We start from the raw sequence: 25,112 nt of genomic DNA, 5'->3' as shown, positions 1-25,112 counted from the left end.
TTCAGCTCTTGCCCGGCAGGTTTCCGGACCTATGTTCAGCCAAGTTCGTGTTCGAGCGCCGATTCCCAGATGGCCTCAAGCTCTGCGACGAGAGAGGAGACAGCACGTTGGCCATCAAGAGAGATATTCAGAACATCATCGCGCACAGTACCGATCACCGCAAAGGGAAGTCCGGCGGCGAGCTCGCGAACTCGGTCGAGATTCTCCGCGGCAAAGCTGATGACGACGCGCGAGGGCGACTCGGCAAAGAGCGTCGCCTCGGGAGAGAGGCCGTTGGTTTCGAGCAAGATCTCGGCACCGAGAGCCTCGCGGCCGAGCGATGAGAAGCACGATTCAGCAATGGCCACGGCCAGCCCGCCTTCGGAACAATCATGCGCCGAACTCAGCAGTGTCTCATCGGCCATCGCAAGTAACGCACTCTGAAGCTTGCGTTCAGCCGCGAGGTCGATCGAAGGCACAATACCGTCAGCGATCATGTCCTCCGTCGACCAGCCTGCGACCACGGATGCGTATTCGCTGACGGAAAGATCGTTGCGGGTCGCACCAAGAAGTGCAATGAGGTCGCCCTCGTTCTTGAACCCCTGCGTGATCATCTTTCGGGTGTCGTCTATCAGCCCGACCATTCCGATCGTCGGCGTGGGCAGGATACCCTTGCCATCGGTTTCGTTGTAGAACGAGACATTGCCGGAGACGACCGGCGTCTCAAACGCTTCACAGGCTTCAGCCATGCCGTCGACGACGTCAGAGAACGAACGCATGACCGCCGGCCGTTCAGGCGAGGCAAAGTTGAGGCAATTGGTAACGGCGATTGGCCGTGCACCAACGCATGCCACGTTTCGTGCGGCTTCGGCAACGGCCAGTTTCGCCCCTTCCTTCGCGTTGACCGCTACAAACCGGCCGGGGCCGTCAAGACACATCGCGATCGCCCGACGCGTTTCCTTCACTCTTATGACCGCCGCATCCGCTCCCGGCAGCACCGCCGTGTTCGTTCTCACCATCGAATCGTATTGCTCATACACCCAGTGCTTCGATGCGATGTTAGGCGAGGCAAGAAGCCTCATGAGCGAATCGGAGACCGAGATGGGTGCGGATGACGAGAGAATGTCAACATGGCGTTCTTTCGTCGTTGCCAGCGGCACCTGAGGAGCCATCGGCCGTTCGTATTTCGGAGCTTCGTCGGTCAATGCGATCACGGGCAGATCGGCAACGAGCGCACCATTATGGACGAGCTTGAGGCGATCGCCCTCGACCACGCTCCCGATAACGACCGCGTCGAGGTCCCATTTATTGAAGATCTCAACGACCTCTTTTTCGCGTCCCTTCCGGGCGACGATCAGCATTCGCTCCTGCGATTCGGAGAGCATCATCTCGTATGCGGTCATTCCCGTTTCTCGCTGCGGAACGAGCGTAAGGTCTAGTTCAAGGCCGGTACCGGCGCGCGCTGCCATTTCGACCGACGAACTTGTCAGGCCTGCCGCTCCCATATCCTGAATGCCCTCGATCGCTCCGCTTCGCATTGCCTCAAGACACGCCTCAAGAAGCAGCTTTTCAAGGAACGGGTCGCCGACCTGCACCGTCGGGCGTTTCTCGAGAGCCTCATCGTCAAACTCGGCTGAGGCCATCGTCGCACCATGAATGCCGTCGCGGCCGGTCTTCGCACCGACGTAGAGTACCGGGTTGCCGATGCCCGACGCTTTGCCAAAGAAGATCTGGTCTTTCTTGACGATGCCAAGCGCAAATGCATTCACAAGCGGGTTCAAGCTGTACGATTCGTCAAAAACGACCTCGCCCCCGACGGTCGGCACGCCAAAGCAATTCCCGTAATGGCCGATGCCCTCGACGCAGCCTTTCAAGATCGACTTGTTGCGATTACCGTGTTTTGGATCGTTCAGCGGCCCAAAACGCAGACTGTTCATCGCAGCGACCGGCCTTGCACCCATCGTAAAGACGTCTCGCAGGATCCCGCCGACGCCTGTCGCCGCGCCTTGAAACGGCTCGATGAAACTGGGGTGATTATGTGATTCGACCTTAAAGGCAATGCACCAGTCGTCACCTATATCGACCACTCCGGCATTTTCGCCCGGCGGAACTATCACCCGCGGACCCGTCGTCGGAAGCCGTTTGAGGTGTATTCGGGAAGATTTGTATGAGCAGTGCTCCGACCACATCACGCTGAATACACCCAATTCGGTCAGGTTCGGCTCGCGACCCATTATCGAAACGATCTTTTCGTACTCTGCCGGCGAAAGGCCGTGTTGTTCAACGATTTCGGCCGTGATCTGTGTTTCGTTCATCATCTCTTTGCTTTCCGAATGGAAAACGAAACTGACATTCTAGACGGTTTGATGTGCCGTGTCGATTTGCGGAAGGAAAAATGGCCGCCGGTCCTCGGCAGCCATTCTTGGTATCGCATTTGCAGATTATAGACGTCCTGATGTCGGATCGTTTGATATTACGCCATCGCCGGCATTCCCATCGCGGCCCACCCCTCTTTCGAAGGGCCATAAATTCCCGGTACCGGCAATCCTGCCTGGCGCATCAATATCGTCATCTGCCCGCGATGATGGGTTTGATGGGCGATCAAATAAAAAAGCGTCTGTCCGCGCGACCATGTCTCGCCGTACATCTCGTCGGTCTGCATCAGAGTTTCATCGGTCCAGTTCGCCGATACCTGCTCAGCGACCGATCGCGCGGCCGCTGCATATGTATCTGCGATCTCAGCGGCGGTCAACGGCATTGGAGCCCCCGGCTCAGGTGCATCGATCTTAAGGCCAACGAGACCAAGCATCTCGCCCAGTGTGAGCGTTAGGTGCCATGCCAGGAATCCGAGTGTCCGGCCCTCGTCGTAAGCCATTTGTCCGAGCGATCCGTCGGACAGGTTTCTCAACGCCTTCTCGGTCATTTCCGCCTCATAGGCCCAATCCCTTTTGAAATCTTCGAGCTTTCTATACATTTGAGACTCCTTCTGAAATGTTGTTGCGTCGATGAAACTAACACACTCTAGATCGCCGGTCAATACTGAAATGCTCAGATCCGCGAGTTATTTGGTTTCTTGGGCTGGGATCAATTTGTTCAGGGCCGTTTTCATCGTTTCAAGCTTTACGACCCCTTGATGCGAGTACGCAATGCCGCCGGTCTGATCGAACAAAATGGTGAATGGAAGTCCGCCTTTCCAGTCCTTCGCGATCAACGAAATTGCCTGCGATTCGTCGGGCGTGATCAAAAGGTAGGTCGGCATCTCGGCCTTCATTTCGGCAAGGAATTTCGGCACGCCCGTGGTAAGTTCCTCTTCGAAATCGAGAGTGATGGTTATGAAGTCGATCTTGCCTTTATACTCGCGATCGATCTTTACGAGATCCGGAAACTCCTCGCGGCACGGGCCGCACCACGTGGCCCAAAAATTGATCAGCAACGGCTTCCCCTTGGGCTTCAAAAGGTCGACCAATGCTTTTTCGTCTATTTTCGTGACGACTGCCCTGGTCTGCCCGGCGTCAGATCCGGCTTTGGCGGCAGGCGCCTGCCCGTGTGCCGACGAGAATATTGAAACGAAAAGCCCTGTTATCACCAGGGCTTTCGTGCTGATCGAAGATAGAGTTCTCATGACCTTGAACTACTTGCCTGCCATGCCGACGCGTTTGATCGTGCATCCGAATGCGTTGGTCTTGGTCTTCTCGATGGGCTTGTTCATCAACGCCGCATCGAATGCCGTCCGTAAATACTGCTCTTGGATGTTCTTTCCCGAACGATCGTTGTCGATCGCACCATGATATTTAAGAACGTTGTTGGAATCGAAAAAGTAAACCTCAGGCGTGACGGTCGCCCCGAATTTGTCGGCCAGTTTATTATCGGTATCGATCAACATCGGAAACTTGAAATTCGTTGCCGCATCCGACGTTACCCACTCGAGCGATTCAGCCTGCCGGTTATTTGAATTGACACCTATGAAGTTGATGCCCTTGGCTTTGTAGTCGGCAGCAACGGAATTGATGCGCTCGATGTACGCCTTCACTACCGGGCACTGGGCAGACAGGAATATGATGACCGCGCCATTCTTGCCTTTTAGCGAATTGAACGAGTGCTCCTTGCCGTCGGTGCCGGTCATCGTGAAATCTTCAAGCGTGGCTCCGACCTCGATACCGCCTGCAGTAGCGGTCGGGCTGAAGATAAATGTCGCGAGCGAGAGGATCGCAAAAAATACAAAGGCCTTTTGTTTCATAGCTCCATACTCCTTATTCACTTAGATTTTCTAGAATTTTAACAGCCGCCGTCGCCCTGCACAAGACTATTGAATGGTTGATACGGATTTGTACGTCGTTCAGTTTCGAATTCGATCGAAATCGGGATATAGATTCGGCCGCGTTCGTCGAGAGTAGCCATCGATGTGCCAACAGATTTTTTCAGCCGGACCGATCTCCGTGGATCGCGCAGGTCAGCCAAACACCTTTGGTATCCGCCTTTGCAGGCCTTTCGGCAGAAGGACCTCCATTGCGTCATCTACCGTTACAATGCCTGCTATATCACCTTCGTCGTCGATCACCGGTAGAGCAAGCAAGTTGTATTCAGAGATCGTCTGGGCAACATCCTCGGCCGAATCTGAAGTATGAGCAAAGCGAAACTGGGTCCGCATTACCTCTTCCAGCTTGAATGTCGGCTCGGCCAATATCAGGCTCCGAAGGCTGATCAGGCCGCAGATCTTCCATGATCCTTCCTCCTCGACAATGTAAAGGTAATAGATCATGTTCGGCGTTTCAGCCATTTCGCGAAGACGGGCGATCGCCTGACCGACAGTAAGGTCCTTCGGAAAAACGACGAACTCGGTGGTCATCAATCCGCCTGCGGTATCGTGCTCAAAGTGCATCAATTCCGCCACGTCGGCCTTTTCGTCGTCTTCCATCAGGTCAAACAGCTCTTGTGCTTTTTCGTCCGACAATTCGCCGAGAACGTCGGCAGCGTCATCCGGCGACATTTCTTCGAGAATGTCGGCGGCGCGCTCTTCGTCCATTTCCTCGAGAATTCGGGCTTGAGCTTCGGTCGACATCTCTTCGAGCGTATCGGCCGCAAATTCGTTATCCAGACTCTCCACGACCTCGGTCCGATGGATCGGCGACAGTGTTTCCGCAAGTTGGGCGATCTCGACGGGGTGTAATCGAGAAAGCTTGTCCTTCGAAGATTTGAGCTGCACTGTTGCGGTCGCCGTATCGGTCGCAAGATAGCCGACGTCCGACCAATCGAGAACCTCTACCACACGGCTGCTGCCATAAAAGCCCTTCGGCATCAGACGGCGGAGAAACCCCTGAAAGCTGACATCGGCTCCCGAGACTCGCCATGTGTCGCCTGCCGGGATTATTTGAACATCATTAACCCGAACGACCCGTTTCCCATCGACGTCGATCAACTGATTGTCGAGAACGTCTTTACCCAGCAGGACCTCGCCCTCGCGACGCTCGAACGGGGTCAGATTGAGCTTTGCCGAACTCATTCGCGCTCCAAATTCGCCGAATTCCGCCAGATTTCGCTGTGGAATAAAAAAGTTTCGCCGCCGAAGACGCGCGACAATGCCTATCACCGGCGGATAATCTTCGCTCCCATAGCGGACCAGAACATCGTTGATCGACGCGATCTTTTCGCCGCGTGCATCAAGTATCGGCCGCCCAAGAACTTGCGAAAGGTAGAGCATTAGCTAAAAGGTATCCTAAAATTCCGCTTCGGCGAAACACTTTCGCATAAATATCTTCACGAATTTCGATTTTTATGTTACTCTTACAACCTCGATGCAAAACATCATTTTGCATTTCTAAAATTCTTTGAAACTCACCCGTAAATCAGACTTTATACTCTAAAGGGAGATTCCCGTTTTTGTTCGTCTTGATCTCCCGTCTCACCCAAAAAAGACAAGATCCAATGAAGCTGTCCGTCTTTACCATACTTGCCATCCTCGCCGCCGCATCTGCGTCATTCGCTCAGAACTCGTCGCGTACGTTCGACAATTGGGATACATCGAAGGGCGTGCAGGTCTACAGCCCGCCGGCACCGATCGCAGCCGCAACTACAAAGAAAACGACTAAACGTGTAAAGCGAAACGGCAGGTGGGTCGTCGAGGTTGTCGAGAATATACCTCCGAAGGTAAAGCGTACGGCGTCGACACAGAGTGTAAGCGACGGTTTGGCCGCTCGCGAGACCGCAGCTTCCGGACGGCTAACGCGTTTGGCGATGGGGTCGAGTACACACCTGAAGGGATTCACGACCGGAAACGCGCTCCACGATTCGCTGATCGTCGAATCGAGCCTGCGATACAGGATCGATCCTCTGCTCATTTATGCCCAGATGCACCAGGAATCGTCTTTCAAGATCAGGGCGACATCTCACAAAGGTGCGAGCGGCTTGATGCAGCTGATGCCGGCGACCGCCCGACGGTTTGGCGTTACGAGCATTTACGATCCGAAGCAAAATATCGATGCAGGGATAAGGTACATGAGGTGGCTGCTGGATACTTTCAATCAGGATGTCGTTCTCGCTCTCGCGGGCTACAATGCCGGCGAAGGAGCGGTAATGAAGTATGGTCGAAACGTTCCGCCTTACCGCGAAACGCAGGAATATGTTAGGCGTATAACTGCCCGCTACAATGCGATATCCGATCCCAGCTATGTGAGCATGGCTCGGCCACTGAACGGCCAGTCAGCCCGTGTTGACCAGAAGGATTCTCGACCGCTGACCGTGTACGAACCGGACCCGCTTGCCGTAAGACTATCAGATGGCAAAATGATGTTGGTGAATCAGTAAACACAAACTCTTAGAGTTCACCATCGTAACTGAAACGAGAAACTATCAAGAACGGCCCGACCAAATCGGCCGTTTTTTGTTTGCGAAGTTTGGAAGTTGAAACTGAAATCCTTAAACTAGGCGTATGTTTTGCGTCATTTGCGGGCACACCAATACGGACGATGCAGTATTCTGCAACAAGTGCGGCCGCCGAATCGAACGCGAACAGGAAACTGTCGTTGCAAAAAAGAATATCGAGGCCGAGGTCGGCTCCGACGACGTTCAAATTTTCTCGATAACGCCGACTCTGAAGTTCGTGATCGTCGGTTACGTTTTGGCGGCGATCGGTGCGTTCTTCGTCAGCGCTCTGTTTAGCGTGCTTATTCCGGGTGTGACGGTCTGGGTCGGGGTTGCGCTCGGGATGTCGCTTTTTCTGATACCGGCGCTTTATCACGTCCGGCAGCGGCTTTCGCGTTATACCTTAATGGGCTCGAAGATCGAGATCGACCACGGTCTCATTTCGCGCACGACGCAAAATATACCGCTTCGCCGGATCCAGGATGTGACGGTCTCAGCGACTATCTCGCAGCGGCTGCTCGGCCTCGGCGACGTTGTCGTCGACAACGCAGGCACCGATGGCGGCCGGATCGTGTTCAAGAATGTCGATTCGCCCCGAAAGTATGCAGATATGCTTTTGAAACAAATGAGGCGGATCGAATAGATCACCGCCGCCGAACGCTCGCACGGCGTCTTCCGTGCTCTTCTGATTTCTTTAGATCCTGATGCATCGAATTTTTGTTACTGGAGGGGCCGGATTCATCGGTTCAGCGTTCGTTCATTTGCTTCTCGAGGAGCAGGCTGACGTCGAGATCGTAAATTTTGACGCGCTGACCTATGCCGGCAATCTCGAAAACCTCACGGGTCTGGACGACAAGCGTCATAAGTTCGTCAAAGGCGATATCTGCGATCATCCCTCTGTGATGGACGCTCTTCCTCACGGGTGCGACGCGATCTTCAATTTTGCCGCTGAATCGCATGTTGACCGGAGCATCGCGTCGGCCGGTGAATTTCTTCGGACAAATATCATCGGAACGCAGGTTCTGCTCGATGCCGCGCGCGAACGCAGCGTCAGGCGTTTCATTCAGGTATCGACGGACGAAGTGATGGGAAGCCTGCCTGACGCGAGCCTCGAGCTCTTCACCGAAGGATCTCCGCTGCGGCCCAATTCGCCTTACGCCGCTTCGAAAGCAGGTGCCGAATTCGTCGTGCGTGCCGCAAGAGAGACTTTCGGCGTCGATACGGTTGTAACACGGTGCGGAAACAACTATGGCCCGCGGCAGTTTCCCGAGAAATTGATCCCGCTGATGATAGCAAATGCGATGGCCGGCCAACCGCTGCCGGTTTACGGTGACGGCAAGAACGTCCGGGATTGGATCTATGTCGATGATCATTGCCGTGCCGTTTGGCTCGCATACAAAAAAGGAAGATCCGGAGAGACATACAACATTGGCGCGCGAAATGAGCTCGAGAACATCAACGTTGTGAGATCGATCCTTGCCGCGCTTGGCCGTCCCGAGTCGCTTATCACCTACGTCACCGATCGGCTCGGCCATGACCGACGCTATGCCATTGACCCTTCCAAGGCCGAGGACGAACTCGGCTGGTCTCCGCAGATCGCCTGGGAAGACGGCCTTTCTCGCACTATCGACTGGTATCGCGACAACGAAAGTTGGGTCGACCATGTCCGAAGCGGCGAATATCTCGAATATTACGCGAAGATGTATGGCCAAAGGCTAAGCGGCCAGATCTGAACGCACTATTAAGGGATCGTCCAGCCTGAATATTGCTGGCGATTCCGATCAAGAAAATTGGATCAATTACCTGATTTGTGAGATCTGCTGAATGATAGTCCTTATTGCGGGTGCGAACGGAATGGTTGCCCGGGCCGCGGCGAAATATTGTCGCGATCAGGGTGACGAGGTTCATGCGCTTACACGGGCCGAAATGGACATCACCGATCTGGACGCGGTCAACCGCACAGTAATCGCGATCGCTCCGGAAGCCATCTTCAATTGTGCGGCTTATACCAACGTCGATGGCGCCGAAAAAGACCGGGATTCATGTTTCGCGGTGAATTCCGTTGGTGTTGAAAACCTTGCAAAAGCCGCTTCTGAAGTTGGCTCGAAATTCGTTACCATCTCGACCGATTACGTGTTCGACGGTAAAAAGGACGGCTTTTATTTCGAGGACGATGAACCGCATCCACTTGCGGTCTACGCGGAATCCAAACTCCGCGGTGAGCAGCTTGCCGCTGCTGCTGATCCGCGATCGGTGATCGTGCGTTCCGGTTGGATATTCGGGCCGGGCGGTACAAATTTTCTAAGCATAATGAATGACCTCCTTCGCGGCGGGCGAGCAATGACCGCGATCTATGATTCGTCCGGAACGCCAACGTATGCTGTAGACCTGGCGGCACGTATGCGCGAGCTCGCATTGCTCGATGCCGCGGGCATAATTCATGTCAGCAACAGCGGCTCGGGCACAAGCTACTTCGGATTTGCTGAAATGGTTTGCGATCTGGGCGGATACGATAAACAGCTCGTGTCACCAATTTCAGACTCGTCGCTCAAGCGGCCCGCATCCAGGCCATTGAACTCGAAACTTGCCAGCCGGCGATCCGCTTCCTTTGGCCTCGAGCCTCTGCCTGATTGGAAAGATGCGCTTGACCGATTCATCCGTTCAGAAAGCAAAAAGGCGGACACCACTTGAAGTGTCCGCCTCTCGTCGACCTCGTTTAGAGGGATAGTTACCCGTTCGTATTGTGAATATTGCGTGCGTCGTCCATCAATGGCGTAGCCGTATCGACCTCGCTCTTGCGGTAATAGTCATAATAACCCGCTCCGTAATACTCATATTCTACCGAGCCGGATTTGATACCATTCAGTACGACGCCGTAGATCCGCGCTCCTAAATTGCCCAGCCGCTGCTTGAACCTCCGCATCAGATGGATCGAACTTCTTCCTGCCATTGCCACCAGCACAACCCCATCGACCTGTGTTGATAGGATGGCCGCATCAGTAAAGGATATCGCCGGGGGCGAATCGATGATTATGTGCTTATACTTGCCGCGAAGAAATTGCAGCAGATTGCGCATCTCGTTAGAACTTAGAAGTTCGGCGGGGTTTGGCGGGATCGGACCGCTAGTGATCACTTTCAGACGCGGAAGATCACGGCAGGTCTTGATCAGGTTTTGCGTGTTCCGCTCGCCGGAAAGATAATTTGTCAGGCCTTGCGTATTCTCGAGGTCGAAATGCGAATGAAGTCGCGGCCGCCTGAGGTCGCAATCGACGATCACGACATCTACGTCAGACTGTGCGAGCGTGATCGCTGTATTGATGGCAGTGGTCGTTTTGCCTTCTGACGGCTGAGACGACGTTATAAGTATCGTCTGCGGCGGCTTTCCGGCCGAAGAAAACAGCAGCGAAGTACGCAGGTGGCGATAAGCTTCGGCCATCGGCGAGTGGCGCTCTTCAAGTGTGACCAGGCCCGTCGACGGAGCCCCGCCGTTACCATTTCCATTCGCAGCCAATAGACGAAGCCTTCGTTTCTCAGATCCGAAGTAATGCGGTATCAGGGCCAGCGTCGGCAATCCGACGTGACGGCCGATATCCTCAGACGTCTTTACAGAATCGTCGAGGTAATCCAAAAGGAACGCCAATCCAAGTCCGGCGGCAAGCGAAAGCAGAAACGCGACGAGGATGTTGCGGCTTCTCTGCGGCCCGACAGGGTAGGCACCTCCGGCATTTGCCGCGATCTTGATATTGTCCGGCGCCCCGCTCTCGACCTCGAGCTCTTTTTCCTTTAATCGCTGGGTGTATGTGTCCAGAAGGTTGCGTTTTGTCTCGATCTCGCGCTTTAGCGTCGTCAGCTTTGTCTGAGCCTGCCCCTGAACGTTCGCCAGAGCGGCTTCCTTTTCGTAGGCGTCAAGAGCCTGTGCCTCCTCACGTCGTTTTGAATCAAGCTGTGCCCGCAGCGAGACGAGAGCTCCGGTCACGGCGTCCTTTTCGATCTTTTTCTGATCGCGATCAATGATCCCCGATACTTCGCGTTCGGTCTTGTCCTTTGTTTCCTTGAGCGAGGCTATCTTTGCCTCTTTCTTCCCTACTTCGGGATACTCCGGCGTGTATTTGACCAGGAGCTCCGCCTTTTCGGCCTCGGTTTCCTGTATCTGCTTTTCGATGTCGCGGATCTGGTCCTGGAGTTTAGCCTTTCGCTCGGTATTGAGCCTTATCGTGTCCTGAAATATCTTGTTCTCGTAAAGATCGGGGATGTTCATCCCTTCTCCACGCGAATTTGCGGTTAAAGCCGCGTTATATCGCCCCTCCAACTGACGGCGGGACTCCATCGCCTTGAGCCACGTCTCGCTCAATGAACTCAACCTGCTTGCTGAAAGGTCCTGGCCGCGTTCCTGCAGCGGCAGGCCGCTTGACCGCATTTCCGCGATCAGATCTATCTCCTGCTGCGCGATCGTGTTCTGCAGTTCTTCGATCGACTTTGCCAGATCGGCCGCCGAATTCTTTGCCCCCTGTGTCTCGCGTTCGGCATCCCGCAGTTTGAAGACCTCGGCTATCTTGTCGGCGACCTTTGGCGCCAAAGCCTGATTGGTGCTCTTCACGCGAACATTTACAAGATTGGTGCGTTCTACCTGATCGACCGTCAGGCCGCTGAACAAAATGCCAGCATACTGATCTGCACGCTTCTCTTCGTCTGGCGAGAGTATCGTTCGCGGACGCTCTTCGCCAAGCAATTCCGGTTCGCTTACGACCGGCAGCGCGCTCGGCACCTCGGCATTCTGGCCGGAACCCGTGAATATAGATCTTAACGAGGCGAGTATGCCTCGCTCGCTTGCTCCGAAAAGATTTGGTTCACGGTATAGCCCGAGGTCGATCACGACCTGTTTGACCAGATCCCTATTCCGAAGGAGCATTAACTGCGTCTGGTAGTAATTGGCGTCCTGTCCGAAATTGATATTGATCGCGTCTTTAGAGGTTACTTTGGGCCGGCGCGGTTCGATGATCATATCAGTAGTTGCCTGATAGACCGTCGGCTGGCGGTACATATAGATGGCGGCCGCGGCCGTAACGATCGTGACGATCGCGATAATCAGCGGAAGCCTTTTGTAAACGATCCGAAAATACTGTTGAACGGTACGTTTACCTTCAATGACCTCTTCGTCGTAAAACGAAGAATAGCTCGAACCGTACTCTGATGCATTCGCTCGCAGATCCGCCGATTTTGGCAAAGGTGTTAACCGTTGGTCTTGTTCCATACTGCTTTCTTGGCCTTGCACGTCGCCGACACGACAGAACTTGCGCAATCTTGTTTTATACCATATATCGGCGGTGTTTTCACGATTTTTCGATCTGATCACGCCGAATCGACCGTACTTGAGCCCGTCGATCCGATCGCAGCAAGGCCGTTGTTTTGTTTCGCGATCATCGCGAATGTTATAATTACCGTTTGGGTTTATTTCGATCTTTGCCGGTTTTACAGGTTTATATGACTACTTTTTCCGAAAGGGCAGGCGTCGAAGGCGCTTTTGATTTTGAGCTCGGCATATCTGATTTCAATTTCTCCGACCTTTTTGATGCCGAAAAACTTCGCGAGCTTGCCGAACGATTCTACGCCGAGGTCTCGGACAAGGAGCCTGCGCTCGGCGACGCTCTGAACAAATACATCTCTGCCCATGGGAACGGCTACGAAAAGCGCGTTGAGTCAAAGATACTGACCGATGCCGCACCTTTTCTTTCTGATTTTATCGCAAGGCTTTTCCGAATTTCGAAGGAACGCTCCGAATTGGAACGCTCGATCCTCGAACAGAACCCGGTCTGGAAGTATAAGTTCTTCGTTCAGCGTCGGGCAGTCAAGACCTACAAGCCTGAATCGGTCGGCGAATTTGATCATTCGGAATTGAATCGGGCCCTCACTGATCTTCGCAACGAAGCCTTTGGTCATACGCTGGTTTACGATGACGAGCTTGGTATTGCGACGATGGCCGCTGCATTGATCGATGCCGAAGAATCGCTGGGAAAGGACGAAGAACCCAATGCCGGCGCTCGTGAAGCGGTGGCAAATATTCAACGGACATACGATAAGTTGAAAGACAAGACGTTCGGAAAGGTCTACTCCGATTTTGTCCTAAAGACCGACGCCGCGGGCGAATTGCTCACGGTCAAAGCAGCGTTGGCGATAGTCGAAGCTTGGTCGGCTGCGGAGTTCTATCGTAAGGAAAAGCGATGGAAAGCGTTCAAGACACCGCATGCGCTCGATTACCAGAGCCTTGTTCATCTGATCCGGCCTGAAGCAGATCTGCCGAACGTGATGCGCGGAAGCGACGATGAGCTGCGCCGGCGTGTAGGCTTCAAGCTGACCGATGATCGCGGCACCATGCGTGACGCGCTCTATGAGATCGACTATTGCATGATCTGTCATGAGCGCGATAAGGATGCATGCCGCACCGGGCTTCGTGAACCGGACGGTACGGCAAAGAGAAATCCGCTCGGGATCAAGACCGAGGGCTGCCCCTTGGACGAGCGTATATCTGAAATGCACCAGCTCAAAAAACAGGGCGACCCGATCGGTTCGCTGGCGCTTGTGACGATCGATAACCCGATGTGCGCCGGTACCGGTCACCGCATCTGCAACGACTGCATGAAGGGGTGCATATTTCAGAAACAGGAACCCGTCAACATACCGCTCGCCGAAACAGCGACGCTGACCGACGTGCTCGGTCTTCCTTTCGGCTTTGAGATCTACAGCCTTCTGACGCGTTGGAACCCGCTAAATGCGAAGCGCCCGTACGCTTTACCGTATAACGGCAAAAATGTGATGGTCGTCGGGCTTGGGCCTGCGGGTTACACACTTGCACAGTACTTATTGAACGAAGGGTTCGGTGTTATCGGATTCGACGGTCTCAAGATCGAACCGCTTCCGTCGGAATGGACCGGCGACAATGGCCGACAATGCCCGAAACCGATCGTGGATCTCAGCGAGATCACCGAAGAGCTGGATGAAAGGATCCTCTCGGGTTTTGGCGGCGTATCGGAATACGGCATTACGGTCCGCTGGGACAAGAACTTTCTGACGATGGTGCAACTGATGCTTTCGCGGCGAAAGCGTTTTCGTGCCTACGGAGGTATCCGTTTTGGCGGCACCGTTACGATCGAGGACGCATGGGACTTTGGTTTTGATCACATAGCGATCGCAACCGGCGCCGGACGCCCAACGATCGTCCCGATGAAAAACAATCTGATCCGCGGCATCCGGCAGGCATCCGATTTTCTTATGGCACTGCAGCTGACCGGAGCGTTCAAGAAAGACACACTTTCAAACCTGCAGGTAAGGCTGCCTGCGGTCGTGATCGGAGGGGGCCTGACCGGGATCGATACCGCGACCGAGATCTTTGCTTATTATCCGGTACAGGTCGAGAAAATGCTCGACAAATTTGAGGACGTCGTTGCTGAGTTTGGCGAAGAAGAAGCACTCGGCAAATTTGATGGCGAAGAGCGGGCGATGCTGCTCGAATTCCTTGAACACGGCCGCGAGATCAGAGCCGAGCGTGCGCGAGCCGCTGCGGCTGGCGAAACACCTAATTTTGTTCCGCTTGTTCGCTCGTGGGGTGGAGTCTCGCTTGTTTACCGAAAGCGCCTGCAGGACTCGCCGGCTTACCGGCTCAATCACGAAGAAGTACAGAAAGCACTGGAAGAAGGTATCAACTTTGTCGAATTGATGTCGCCGACCGAAGCTGTTCCTGATGAATTCGGAGCGATAAAAGCACTCAAATTCGAGCGCGTCGACTATGATGCCGGATCGGGAAAATTCACGAATACAGGTGAGTCACACGAAATGCCGGCGCGAACCGTCTGTGTGGCTGCGGGAACCTCGCCGAACGTGATCTACGAGAAGGAAAAGCCCGGCACGTTCGAATTGGACGAATGGCGCCAGTTTTTCAAACCGTTCAAGGTCGGGCAGGACGAAGCGGGAACGCTGCGATTGGCCGAAGCGGAAAAGGGCGAGCCCGCGTTCTTCACTTCGTATGAACGCGACGGCAAGTTCATCTCATACTATGGCGATAATCATCCGCAATATGCAGGAAATGTCGTAAAAGCGATGGCGTCGGCCAAGCATGGGTATCCTCACGTTGTGTCGCTCTTTGCCGAGGAATTGGCAACGCGTGGAAAGCTCCCGCAAGCCGAACGCGATGCGATCTTCGATCGGCTTACCGCGACGCTTGACGAACAATTACGAGCTTATGTCGTCAAGGTCGATCGACTCACCCCGACGATCGTTGACGTCATTGTCAAAGCTCCGCTTCAGGCACGAAAATTCGAGCCGGGCCAGTTTTATCGCCTCCAGAACTTTGAGTCTTCGGCGCCGGTCGTTGACGGCACACGCCTCTTGATGGAAGGCCTCGCTCTGACCGGTGCGTGGGTCGATGAAGAAAAGGGCCTGCTTTCGATGATCGTACTTGAAATGGGTACCTCGTCGCGGCTTTGCTCATTGTTGAAAGAAGGCGAAGAAGTTCTCGTGATGGGCCCGACCGGAACGCCTACCGAAATTCCCGAGAACGAAACGGTTCTGCTCGCCGGCGGCGGGCTTGGCAACGCGGTCTTGTTCTCGATCGCAAGGGCATTGCGGGACAAGAACAATCATGTCGTATATTTTGCCGGCTATAAGAACGGCGCCGATCTTTTCAAACGCGAGGAGATCGAGAAGGCGACCGATCAGGTGATCTGGGCGACCGACGCTGGCGACGAGATCCGGCCGATGCGGCCGCAGGATTCGCATTTCCGCGGCAACATCGTCCAGGCAATGGCCGCCTACGCCGAAGGACGTTTCGGCCAGACGAAACTCAGTCTCAAGGATGTGGACCGGATCATAGCCATTGGCTCTGACCGCATGATGAACGGGGTCCGCGAAGCGCGTCACGGCCTTTTGAAGCCATTCCTGAAAGACGAGCACGTCGCGATAGGTTCGATAAATTCACCGATGCAGTGCATGATGAAGGAAGTCTGCGCACAGTGCCTGCAGCGGCACGTAAATCCGCACACCGGCGAGGAATTCTGGGTCTTTTCGTGCTTCAATCAGGATCAGCATCTCGACTTCGTCGATTTCAAGAACCTCAATGACCGGCTGCGTGCGAACAGTGTTCAGGAAAAGCTGACGAATCTTTGGCTTGACCGTACGTTCGGCCGGGACGATTTCAAGAAGCTCTATGGCCGGGCGGCATAAACTGCCGAACTTGGGATAAATAGAAAAGCGGCGAGGTCATCGACCCGCCGCTTTTTTTCGCATCAGATCCGCAGCTATTTTCCCTTCGGTCTCACAAGTCTGAGATTCCATGTGATCTTGGTCTTTCCGTCGGGCGAGGATTGCGATCCCGACAGTACGTCTTTGTTCTTTGGGTCGACCTTTCCCTCGGCATCAAAACTGGTCGGCTGCAGCTTGCCTTCGGGCAGTGATCGCGGTTCTTCGGGCGTCGGGGACTTCTCCGAAGGGCATCCTGAATAGTTTCGCTTTGTTTCGATCTTGCCGTATATGATGCCCGCCGGTGCGGTTACCTTTATTGAATAGCTGCCGTCGCCGTCGATCGAAATATACACCGGCATCGAGTCGGTGCCCTGGCCGAGCTGTGTGGTGGTCTCTGTAAATTCTTCGCTGAAATTTGTGAAGTAGGGATTTTTCCCGGGTTCGCGGCAGCGAACCTCGCCTCCCGAATTTGAACTCTTCTCGAACGTGAACCGCGTCCTTTGCATCACCCGTGCGTTTGGCGAATTCACCGATGTTCCGGCTGCAGGCGTACCACTGAGCGATGCCCTGATCGTGTGCTGCATGTTCGACGATTGGGTCGTAGTTCGTTTTACGTTTCGTCTCACCGCGTGGGCTGCTCCGGCGTCGTTCGTTGTCTTTGTCTCGCTGTCCAAAAAGTTGTAATTGATCGTCCCGGTCCAATGTGGTTTGCAAGTATCGGCAAGGTAAGGGCCGAGGTCCCGCACTAGTTTGTCGGCCACTTCGCTTTCCTTTCCCATCGCACGCGTCACCGTCGTTGCTGACCTCGTGTCCATAACGGATGCCGAGTAAACGGTAGTGCCGCCCGGCCCCGGCATCGCCTGAACGCTCATCACCATACTGGATCCGAGCCGTTCGCCGATAGCTTTAAGGGCCGCATCGGAATCACCGCCCTCGAGGATTTCACGTTCGCGCTCATCCTGTAATGCATCGCGCAGATCCTGATCGTCCATTGTTTCGACGCAGGGTTTCTCCTTCTCCAAAGCCGTCCGGATCTTATCTCGCAGACCCCTGGTCGCATTCTCTCCGCCGTTGCTCGACCTGGTTGTGTCGTGAATAACGATGGACGAGGACTTTTGCTGACCCTGCGGAAACGCATCGATCACGAACGACCCAACGAGAATAGACAATGTGACGAGTATAGCGAAACGAATGTCCGTGCATGACGCCTTTGCAGCCTTGTGTTTCATTGCTTCAACCCTCCCGGACGATCGGGATCACGACAGGCAGGTTACGGTGAATGCAGCGAATGGACGGTCGTTTTCGCACTTCATTTTGACCTGCCCCAACTTCAGTTTCGTGCCTTGTTAGCTTAAATCAGTGACGGGCGTCACCATTGAGTCGAATACTGTCGATAGTTCTCACAATACGCATCGGCAGAATGGTGAGAGACGACTTTCGAATCAGATTGCCGCCTTGGCGTGAGAATTGTAAGGTCCTTGAATGCTCGCCAGATCGCCTGCGTGGCGGCCGGCTCGCTTCTACTTCGAGGCCGGTACTGCAACCTTCGCTTTCAGAGATTGGCGTGCTGCCTCTACGGCCCTTGCGGTGTGAAGCAATAGCTGGCCGGTGGAATTCTTGTCACCGGTCTGCTCAAGCAATATCCGCATCTCGCCACCGTTAAGACGAGGATTGACGGCAAGCATTTTCGCGGCTGCATTTGTGACGTTCGGCGTGGCCATCGACGTCCCAGAAGGATACGATACCTCGCCTCCCGGCAAACGGGCGGGAACGCGTTCACCATTTGCATACAAGGTGACTTCAGGTCCCTTGTTGGTGAATTGGGTAGCTTTTCCCGATCGGTCGACGGCTCCGACAAGGATGAAGTTTGGCAAGGTGAACCGGGTCGCCGGATTCGCAGTTTCGACAGACGTGCCGCTGTTACCCGCAGCTCCGACGAAAAGCACATTTGGGGCTGCCTTCATGCCCTCCTGCAAAACGCCCCGGATCTTTTCAACCGTATAACGCGCCAACTTTTGTCTGTCTTCCAATGTCATTTCCGGAGCGCATTGCCGCAGGTTGCTGAGATAGCTGGCTTCGAAACGGCCCCAGGACATGTTTACAACGCGGGCGCCGCTGCTCACCAAAAACGTAAGCAGATCACGAATCGAATCGGCCTCGCGGTCGGCCAGTTCGCGGTTCCAGCACGGTACGGGCGGCGAGCCGTGCCACCACTCCATTCTGGCAATGACGATCTGTGCTTGCTTATTGCCTCTGACGGCAATGTCGGCGACGGCTGTCCCATGAACATATCCGCTCCAACGGCCAATAGCGGCATCAAACTCGCGACGCTCCTCCGCAGACATCTTATTGCGCCTTTCGTTAAATTCCTTTACGTTCGGGCTCGCCACCAGATCCGCCATGTCGTCAGAGGCTTTTAGAGCTCGGTTAAGCTCGTCGCGCCGCGTGGCAAACGTTGACGGCAGGACCTCCATTGCCGTATCTTCCCTGAGTTTGAAGGAGTTGTAGCCTCGCAACAGTGCTTTGCGATCCACGCCCTGAGCGATCTGACCGGGAAATAGTGTAACGTCCACCCCGCTGTCCCATATCCCGATCCGAACGGCTGGTGCGTTCTTCTTCCGTTCGATCACGGTATCGCGCGATGCCCAGAACTCGGACTGCGGTTCGAGTACCTGTGCGTCGACAAAATAAGAACCGGCGAAAACGGTCGCCAGCAAGATCGCCGCTAAAACGGCATGTCGCATCGGCACATTTACCTCCTCAATCCGGCCTAGCCATCGCTATCCGGTAAAACACCCACAACTTTACCTATCACATCGCCGCGCCGATTCTTGACCGGCATGGGCGAGATCTCTGTCAGATCATCGTGTTTGAGGATCTGCAGGCGACGCAATATCTCAACTGCGATCACGGGACGAGCCCGACGATCGTCACCATCTTCGATCTTGACCGCGATGCCAAGCCCACCAGGAAATCTCTCAGATGGAAGAACGCCGCAGAGCCAAACGCCCTCGGCTCCGACCTTCGAGATGATCTGCCCCTGTGCTGCCTGCATCAACAAAGTATCTAGCCTTTCACTGCCGCCGATCAGCTCGGGAAACTTCGTCATTGCCGCGACGACGCGGCCGCACGCGGCTTTCAACCCGGCGTCGAGAACGTTCGTCGGCGCGACAAGATTCAGAATTCCGTGAGCCATAGCGATGACGGACGTCGCAAAATTCGGCGCGGCGCAGCCATCGATCGCCGTTCTTATCTTGGTTGCCGGCACGCCCGTAAGCGCCGCTACCGCTTTAAGGATCTCCTGCTGCACCGGATTCTCGATCTGATCGTATGTTGCGAGGTCGGCCCCGATATGCTTTGCGACCGCGAGCATTCCGGCATGTTTACCCGAGCAATTGTTGTGAAACTGTGACGGATATTCCCCCGCGCGCTGCATCCGCTCGGCTTCTTTCTCGTAAAAAGGCAGATGTGCCCCGCACCGTAAATGAGCTTCGGTCAATCCGATCCGCTCGATCATCAATTGCGCGATCCGAACGTGGCGCGGCTCGCCCGAATGCGATGCGCAAGCGAGCGCAATCTCTTCTTCCGAAAACCCGAATGCGTCCGCCGCCCCGGTTGTCAATAACGGGATCGCCTGGAACGGTTTTGCGGCGGATCGCGTGAACGTTACCGTCTTCGGATCGCCATATGTGAAAACCGTATTTCCATCGCCATCTATCGCGACCACATGTCCCCGATGTAGCGATTCGACCGTTTCACCGCGAAAGACCTTTGCAATTATCTTTGAAGGCATAAAAGTAACTTGATTGTGAGAGGCGAATGATCAGCGATCGGTTTTAGTGTTTCGGAACCCCGGTGCCATGATACTCCTACCTCTTCCCCGCGGATGCGATCATCTCACGGGCGTTCTCACGGGCAGCATCGGTTATCTTTTCGCCGGCAAGCATCCGGGCGATCTCTTCGATCCGTTCGGCGTCATCGAGCTGACGAATGGTGATCGACGTCGACCGCTTTCCCATCGATTTTTCCACGACGAAGTGATGGTCTGCTTTCGACGCGACCTGTGCCTGATGCGTGACGCAAAGCACTTGTTGCGCAGCTGCAAGGCGTTTGAGTTTCATTCCCACGGCTTCGGCAACGCGGCCGCCGATACCCGCGTCGATCTCATCGAAGACGGATGTCTTGCTGCCGTTCTGCTGATTCGAGACCGACTTCAATATAAGCATCAGTCGCGATGCTTCGCCGCCCGAGGCGACCTTCGCCATCGGCTTCGGCGATTCTCCGGGGTTGGCCGTGAAGAAAAACTCGACGCGGTCAGAACCGTCCGGCCCGAAACGGGATTCGTCGTCGCCGTTATCTATCCTGACTTCGAACCGCGCTTTCTCGAGCGCGACGTCCTTAAAATTTGTCTCGATCTGCTTCACAAATCGGCCGGCGGCGGCGCGGCGCTTTTCGTTCAACGCGGCAGCGGCATCCAGGTAGGACTTTCGTCTTCGGGCGAGTTCGGTGTTGAGTTCCTTTTCACGAAGTTCGGCAGTCTCGATATTCGATAGTCGTGCCTCCGATCGAGCGTGGTGTTCAATTGCGGTCTCTACCGTACCGCCGTACTTTCGAGTGACCCGGGCGATCTCAGCCAATCTCGATTCGATCGCTTCAAGCCGCTCAGGCGAAAACTCGAGATTGTTCTGGTAATTACGCAGGGTTATCGATACGTCTTCAAGAACGGCCGTTGCGGCATCAAGCCCTTCGAAATAATCTTTGAAGCGATCGTCATATTCGCCGAGCTGTCTGATCCGATCTACGGCCTGGCCGAGCGTCGAAACGGCCGATCCGTCCATCTCATAGAGCAGCGAAAATGCCTGCGAACTAAGTAACGAGAGCTTTTCGATATTATTCAGCCGCCGCTTTTCATCCTCAAGCTCGTCGCTTTCGCCTGATCTTAGATCGGCTCGCCGGATCTCATCGACCTGAAACCTGAGTATATCGACAAGCTGTAGTTTCTCAGCTTCGTCGCTTTTAAGCGTCTTGAGTTCCTCGCAAACGCTGCGCCACTCTGCGTAACAGACGGCTGCGTTTTCACGCAGCGATCCAGTTTGTGCAAAATGATCGAGCATTGCCAGTTGCGACGAGGGTTCGAAGAGCGAAGCCTGATCTCCTTGGCCGTGAATATCCACCAAAAGCGGCCCGATCTTTTTGAGAAAGGCGGCTGCGACGAGCTGATCGTTCACAAAGACACGGTTCTTGCCGGCGAGCGATAGGTCGCGGCGAATTACGATCTCGGCCTCGGAACCGCTTTCCAGCTCGACACCGGCCTCTTCGAAGATCTGTCGTACCTCGCGGGTACCATTGATCGAGAACACACCCTCGATCCGTGCGGACCGTTCGCCCTCTTTGATCAGATCCGTCGAAACCCGTTCGCCTGTAAGCGCCGCGAGGCTGTCAACAATGATCGATTTTCCTGAACCCGTTTCGCCTGTCAACAAATTAAGACCGGGGCCAAATTCGGCCTCGATCGAATTGATCAAAGCGATATTTTCGATCCTGAGAAAACTGAGCATTACCTGCAATTACCTTTTGGGCACGACACCTGCACCCTTGATCCATTTTCCGAGCGATAGGATCGCGTCCGGAGGAAATTCTTTCTCTATGTCAGGTACTTTCCAATCGATCTGGCGATCCCGTTTATAGAATAACAGCTCGGCAAAGTTGCCAGGCTTTATCGGCTGGATCCTGCCAACAATATGAAAATTGCTGGCGTCATATTCGTCAAGTCCCCGCATTGAGATCGACCCGACCGCCCGAACCATCGCCGGGGCAACGAATGCGGCTCGTCGGCGTTCCAGATTTATTCCTATGTCGGCCGCAGCTCCCGCAGCGGTCGCGACGTCGATGACGGTGCCGCCGCGAAAGACGATATTCATTAGCCGGCGCCCTGAATTGCTTGGTAGATACTCGTAGTTAGACGGGCTAAAGTCCTTTTCCGTTCCATCGGCGACGACCTTTAATGCCGTCATCATTGCAACGAAATTCATCTTGACGAGGTACATTTCGTCTTTGCCGTGAAGCCCGCCTGTTTCGATGAGTATTACCGGCGTTCCCCATTTTGAGAAGTTATCGCCAAACGCTGTCGGAGTCCATTCATCGTCGTAACGGGCAATGTGGCCCGGGATGAATTGGTTCAAGGCCTGAATCATCGCCGCGACGATCCGTTTGTTGCGTTCATGTCCGTCACTTGGCGTTTTTGCTTCGTCGCCGTAAACGACCAGGAAAGAGATCGCCGCTTGTTTATCGGTCTGGCCCGCAGCCGTTAGCGCCTGCTGATTATGAAGGTTGAAGCCTATCTCCGGCTGCCAGCTGTCTCGCAGCTGCTTTAGAAGCCGGCCTTCCGGCGTCTTCAGATCGAGAGCGTCGCGGTTGATATCAATGCCTTGCAGATTGCGGCGAATAAAGACCTCGGCACCGTCAGGGTTGAGCATCGGAACCGCTCGGATAGTGACCTTTTCGGCAATCCGCTTTGCCCATTCCTGATCACGATTTTTTTCAAGTACCGTGAACATATCGATCAATGCCGATGTCGCGGTCGGTTCGTCGCCATGCATCTGAGACCATAGGAAGATCTTAAGCGGGCCTTTGCCCCATTCGATCTGATAGATCTCACGATTGGCGTTGCTCCTGCCGACCTCGTTGACCTTGAGCCCGAGTTTCAAAAGGCCGTCAAGGTAGAGCTTCAGGTCCTGATGTCTGAGATTAGACGGCAGTTTGTTCGTCACATGTTCCTTGTCCCATATTTCAGCAAGCTGGGCGGGAGTTTGTGAGAAGGTCTGCATTGCAAAAATAAGCGCACCGAGAGCCAGTGTGGACACGAATCTCATATGCTCTAAGATAAACTGCTTGTTGGATATACGGCAAGCAACGGACCGGGAAGCAGACCCGACCCTCGTTGTCCGACCGCTCAGACCGGCGTGCGGTCTCCGCTCTTACCGATACAAACGATGGTAGATGAAGCAGAACTGAATGAAGAGTGCATGAAGATGTGCGATCGCGCCGGTTCGCGTGCTTTATCTGAGCGTAAGAACCCTGAGCAGTTCGGCAACGCTCCACGCCTGTGCGGGACAGCCCCGCGGTGAGTAGGGCGGTACGGCATCGAAGATCTCCGATACCTGTCCAATTCCGGCTTCCAGAAGATGATCTTCGAACCCCTTAATAAGTCCTGCGATCCGTTCGTCCAAGTCAGCCTCGCCCGAATGAACCCGGACATATGCATCGATGAACGGCCCGATCAGCCATCCCCAAACCGTTCCCTGATGATATGCCGAATCGCGATCGAAAGGCGAACCCGTGTAAACCGGTACAAAGGCCGGGTCGCGCGGTGTAAGCGAACGCAGCCCGACGGGCGTCAGGAGCTCATCTTCGGCTTTCTTTAAGACGGCTGGCCAACGGTCCTCGTCAAGGATCGGGTATGCAAGCGAGATCGCAAATAGCTGATTGGGCCTTACTGACGCGTCGCGTGTTCCGTTCTCGATAACGTCAAAGAGACACTGTTCGTCTTCGTTCCAGAATGCGCCGTTGAAGTTCTGCCGCGCAAGGTCGGCCATGGCATCGAATTTCGTGGCGTCTTCGTCGTGGCCGAATCGCTCGGCAAAGTTCGCCATTATCCTAAGAGCGTTGAACCAAAGCGCCTGGATCTCGACCGGTTTCCCGGTTCGCGGCGTGATCACGAGATCGCCGATCTTTGCGTCCATCCAGGTCAGCTGAACACCTGGCTCGCCGGCGTAAAGGAGACCGTCGGTATCAACGTGAATGCCATAGCGGGTGCCCCGCATGTGGTAAACGATGATGTCCGCCAGCTTGTCGTAAAGCTCGGTGTGCACCAGATCGTTGTCGCCGGTCGCCTCAGCATATGCTCGTACAGCTTCGAAATACCAAAGCGTGGCATCGACCGTGTTGTATTCCGCCACGTCACCCGCATCGGGAAACCGGTTGGGTATCATTCCCTCGGAAATGTGCTTAGAGAACTCAATAATGATGTCGCGGGCGATCTCATGACGTCCCGTTGCGAGCGTCAGCCCCGGCAAGGCGATCATCGTGTCGCGTCCCCAATCTGAGAACCAGGGATAGCCGGCAATTATCGTATGGCCGTTACCCCGTTTTACGATAAACTGGTCGGCCGCAAGCACGAGGCGACGGGCAAGATCGTTTTCGACACCAGCCTGGCCGATCAGTTTGTTTCGTCGTTTGACCTCGGCCTTTTCGAGCTTCGACGCATCTGAGGCCTTCGCCTTCGAAGTTGAAACGATCATGTCGGCGCCGACCTTGAGATCATACCTAATCGCGAATGGTTGAAAGAGATCTTCGTTAGAATCAAAACCGCGTTCGGCTTCGATGCCATAGTGGAAATTGCGGTACCAATAGCCGGTCTTTTCTATCTTTGTGCCATTGTGAGCAAAATGCACCTCAGGCAGTTCATCAAGCGGCTGCATTGTTACGACGCCGTCGGCTGATTCAAATTCGCCGCTAAGGTCATCGGTCTCGCGCCGAAGATGGTGGTAATCGGTGAATGCGACCAGCGGGCGCAGTTCGAGCATTATCGTTCGTCCCTTAAGTACTCTGCTATTGAGAACTTTGTATCGAATAACGGTCGTGTCGGAACCCTGCGACATAAAGAGCCGCTTTTCGAGCAATACCTCCCCCAGACGGAACGTCCAGATCGGGAACGGATCGAGCCGAAATTCATCGATGAATTCGAATCCGCGAGGATGAATGCTGCCGATATAATTATTCGCTGAGAGTTCGAACTGCTCACCGTCGATCGTCACCGTCTCTTCGACCTTTGAGACCATCGTTATCCGGCCAAGCGGCGGACGAGTTGCAGCCGTAAGTATGCCGTGATATCGACGCGAATTAGCACCCGAGACCGCACCTGAAGCAAAACCGCCGACGCCGTTGGTCTCAAGCCATTCACGGCTGGTCGCTTCATCGAATTTGCTGCATAGGTCTCGGGAAAGTTTGATCATCGTAGGTCTAAATCGATCGCCATACCGCGA

The 25,112-nt window shown here is 54.6% G+C and carries 17 protein-coding genes; 5 read left to right on the top strand and 12 right to left on the bottom strand.

Annotation, left to right across the window (positions count from 1 at the left end):
* Positions 1 to 35: 35 nt before the first annotated feature.
* From purL to IPM28_13475, 5 genes are all read right to left on the bottom strand, one after another.
* Positions 36 to 2,294, bottom strand: a complete 2,259-nt coding sequence (purL, locus tag IPM28_13495) for a phosphoribosylformylglycinamidine synthase subunit PurL (GenBank protein ID MBK9173997.1) — start codon at positions 2,292 to 2,294, stop codon at positions 36 to 38.
* Between the two features lie 158 nt (positions 2,295 to 2,452).
* A complete protein-coding gene (locus tag IPM28_13490; GenBank protein MBK9173996.1) occupies positions 2,453 to 2,953 on the bottom strand; it encodes a DinB family protein in 501 nt (166 codons plus the stop codon).
* 87 nt (positions 2,954 to 3,040) lie between these two features.
* Complete coding sequence (locus IPM28_13485; GenBank protein MBK9173995.1) at positions 3,041 to 3,601, bottom strand: TlpA family protein disulfide reductase; 561 nt, start codon at positions 3,599 to 3,601, stop codon at positions 3,041 to 3,043.
* 9 nt (positions 3,602 to 3,610) lie between these two features.
* A complete protein-coding gene (locus IPM28_13480; protein MBK9173994.1) occupies positions 3,611 to 4,216 on the bottom strand; it encodes a redoxin domain-containing protein in 606 nt (201 codons plus the stop codon).
* Positions 4,217 to 4,429: 213 nt separating this feature from the next.
* Positions 4,430 to 5,677 (bottom strand): magnesium transporter, encoded by a 1,248-nt coding sequence (locus IPM28_13475; GenBank protein ID MBK9173993.1) that lies wholly within the window; start codon positions 5,675 to 5,677, stop codon positions 4,430 to 4,432.
* 533 nt (positions 5,678 to 6,210) lie between these two features.
* Between IPM28_13475 and IPM28_13470 the strand changes: the two genes are divergently transcribed.
* The 4 genes from IPM28_13470 (at position 6,211) to rfbD (ending at position 9,528) form a co-directional block, all read left to right on the top strand.
* Positions 6,211 to 6,780 carry a lytic transglycosylase domain-containing protein gene (locus IPM28_13470; protein ID MBK9173992.1) on the top strand — a complete coding sequence of 190 codons (570 nt, stop codon included), beginning with the start codon at positions 6,211 to 6,213 and terminating at the stop codon, positions 6,778 to 6,780.
* Between the two features lie 124 nt (positions 6,781 to 6,904).
* The gene (locus tag IPM28_13465) at positions 6,905 to 7,480 is read left to right on the top strand and encodes a PH domain-containing protein (GenBank protein ID MBK9173991.1); all 576 of its coding nucleotides are present in this window, start codon (positions 6,905 to 6,907) and stop codon (positions 7,478 to 7,480) included.
* Between the two features lie 61 nt (positions 7,481 to 7,541).
* A complete protein-coding gene (gene rfbB / locus IPM28_13460) occupies positions 7,542 to 8,570 on the top strand; it encodes a dTDP-glucose 4,6-dehydratase (GenBank protein ID MBK9173990.1) in 1,029 nt (342 codons plus the stop codon).
* A 91-nt stretch (positions 8,571 to 8,661) separates the two neighbouring features.
* Complete coding sequence (rfbD, locus tag IPM28_13455) at positions 8,662 to 9,528, top strand: dTDP-4-dehydrorhamnose reductase (protein ID MBK9173989.1); 867 nt, start codon at positions 8,662 to 8,664, stop codon at positions 9,526 to 9,528.
* Between the two features lie 37 nt (positions 9,529 to 9,565).
* Here the strand turns inward: rfbD and IPM28_13450 are convergent, their stop codons facing one another.
* Positions 9,566 to 12,088: a polysaccharide biosynthesis tyrosine autokinase gene (locus IPM28_13450; protein MBK9173988.1), complete on the bottom strand. Its 2,523-nt coding sequence runs from the start codon at positions 12,086 to 12,088 to the stop codon at positions 9,566 to 9,568.
* A 230-nt stretch (positions 12,089 to 12,318) separates the two neighbouring features.
* Between IPM28_13450 and IPM28_13445 the strand changes: the two genes are divergently transcribed.
* Positions 12,319 to 16,050 carry an FAD-dependent oxidoreductase gene (locus tag IPM28_13445; protein ID MBK9173987.1) on the top strand — a complete coding sequence of 1,244 codons (3,732 nt, stop codon included), beginning with the start codon at positions 12,319 to 12,321 and terminating at the stop codon, positions 16,048 to 16,050.
* Between the two features lie 74 nt (positions 16,051 to 16,124).
* Here the strand turns inward: IPM28_13445 and IPM28_13440 are convergent, their stop codons facing one another.
* From IPM28_13440 to IPM28_13415, 6 genes are all read right to left on the bottom strand, one after another.
* Positions 16,125 to 17,297, bottom strand: coding sequence for a hypothetical protein (locus IPM28_13440; GenBank protein ID MBK9173986.1), 1,173 nt, complete (start codon positions 17,295 to 17,297; stop codon positions 16,125 to 16,127).
* A 291-nt stretch (positions 17,298 to 17,588) separates the two neighbouring features.
* The gene (locus IPM28_13435; protein MBK9173985.1) at positions 17,589 to 18,818 is read right to left on the bottom strand and encodes a S8 family serine peptidase; all 1,230 of its coding nucleotides are present in this window, start codon (positions 18,816 to 18,818) and stop codon (positions 17,589 to 17,591) included.
* Positions 18,819 to 18,838: 20 nt separating this feature from the next.
* Entirely contained in the window at positions 18,839 to 19,861 is a 1,023-nt protein-coding gene (locus tag IPM28_13430) for an asparaginase (GenBank protein MBK9173984.1), read from the bottom strand.
* Positions 19,862 to 19,937: 76 nt separating this feature from the next.
* Positions 19,938 to 21,626, bottom strand: coding sequence for a DNA repair protein RecN (gene recN, locus IPM28_13425; protein ID MBK9173983.1), 1,689 nt, complete (start codon positions 21,624 to 21,626; stop codon positions 19,938 to 19,940).
* 9 nt (positions 21,627 to 21,635) lie between these two features.
* Positions 21,636 to 22,940 (bottom strand): peptidase M14, encoded by a 1,305-nt coding sequence (locus IPM28_13420; GenBank protein MBK9173982.1) that lies wholly within the window; start codon positions 22,938 to 22,940, stop codon positions 21,636 to 21,638.
* 186 nt (positions 22,941 to 23,126) lie between these two features.
* A complete protein-coding gene (locus IPM28_13415) occupies positions 23,127 to 25,082 on the bottom strand; it encodes a glycogen debranching enzyme family protein (protein ID MBK9173981.1) in 1,956 nt (651 codons plus the stop codon).
* Between the last annotated feature and the right edge of the window lie 30 nt (positions 25,083 to 25,112).

The organism is Chloracidobacterium sp., from assembly GCA_016716305.1.
Lineage (GTDB): Bacteria > Acidobacteriota > Blastocatellia > Pyrinomonadales > Pyrinomonadaceae > OLB17.
This window is presented reverse-complemented; position numbering and strand designations above follow the sequence as displayed.

What these genes read in the sequence shown, in the direction of transcription:
- purL (MBK9173997.1), bottom strand. Translation starts at nt 2,294, where the DNA reads ATGAACGAAACACAGATCACGGCCGAAATCGTTGAACAACACGGCCTT.
- IPM28_13490 (MBK9173996.1), bottom strand. Translation starts at nt 2,953, where the DNA reads ATGTATAGAAAGCTCGAAGATTTCAAAAGGGATTGGGCCTATGAGGCG.
- IPM28_13485 (MBK9173995.1), bottom strand. Translation starts at nt 3,601, where the DNA reads ATGAGAACTCTATCTTCGATCAGCACGAAAGCCCTGGTGATAACAGGG.
- IPM28_13480 (MBK9173994.1), bottom strand. Translation starts at nt 4,216, where the DNA reads ATGAAACAAAAGGCCTTTGTATTTTTTGCGATCCTCTCGCTCGCGACA.
- IPM28_13475 (MBK9173993.1), bottom strand. Translation starts at nt 5,677, where the DNA reads ATGCTCTACCTTTCGCAAGTTCTTGGGCGGCCGATACTTGATGCACGC.
- IPM28_13470 (MBK9173992.1), top strand. Translation starts at nt 6,211, where the DNA reads ATGGGGTCGAGTACACACCTGAAGGGATTCACGACCGGAAACGCGCTC.
- IPM28_13465 (MBK9173991.1), top strand. Translation starts at nt 6,905, where the DNA reads ATGTTTTGCGTCATTTGCGGGCACACCAATACGGACGATGCAGTATTC.
- rfbB (MBK9173990.1), top strand. Translation starts at nt 7,542, where the DNA reads ATGCATCGAATTTTTGTTACTGGAGGGGCCGGATTCATCGGTTCAGCG.
- rfbD (MBK9173989.1), top strand. Translation starts at nt 8,662, where the DNA reads ATGATAGTCCTTATTGCGGGTGCGAACGGAATGGTTGCCCGGGCCGCG.
- IPM28_13450 (MBK9173988.1), bottom strand. Translation starts at nt 12,088, where the DNA reads ATGGAACAAGACCAACGGTTAACACCTTTGCCAAAATCGGCGGATCTG.
- IPM28_13445 (MBK9173987.1), top strand. Translation starts at nt 12,319, where the DNA reads ATGACTACTTTTTCCGAAAGGGCAGGCGTCGAAGGCGCTTTTGATTTT.
- IPM28_13440 (MBK9173986.1), bottom strand. Translation starts at nt 17,297, where the DNA reads ATGAAACACAAGGCTGCAAAGGCGTCATGCACGGACATTCGTTTCGCT.
- IPM28_13430 (MBK9173984.1), bottom strand. Translation starts at nt 19,861, where the DNA reads ATGCCTTCAAAGATAATTGCAAAGGTCTTTCGCGGTGAAACGGTCGAA.
- recN (MBK9173983.1), bottom strand. Translation starts at nt 21,626, where the DNA reads ATGCTCAGTTTTCTCAGGATCGAAAATATCGCTTTGATCAATTCGATC.
- IPM28_13420 (MBK9173982.1), bottom strand. Translation starts at nt 22,940, where the DNA reads ATGAGATTCGTGTCCACACTGGCTCTCGGTGCGCTTATTTTTGCAATG.
- IPM28_13415 (MBK9173981.1), bottom strand. Translation starts at nt 25,082, where the DNA reads ATGATCAAACTTTCCCGAGACCTATGCAGCAAATTCGATGAAGCGACC.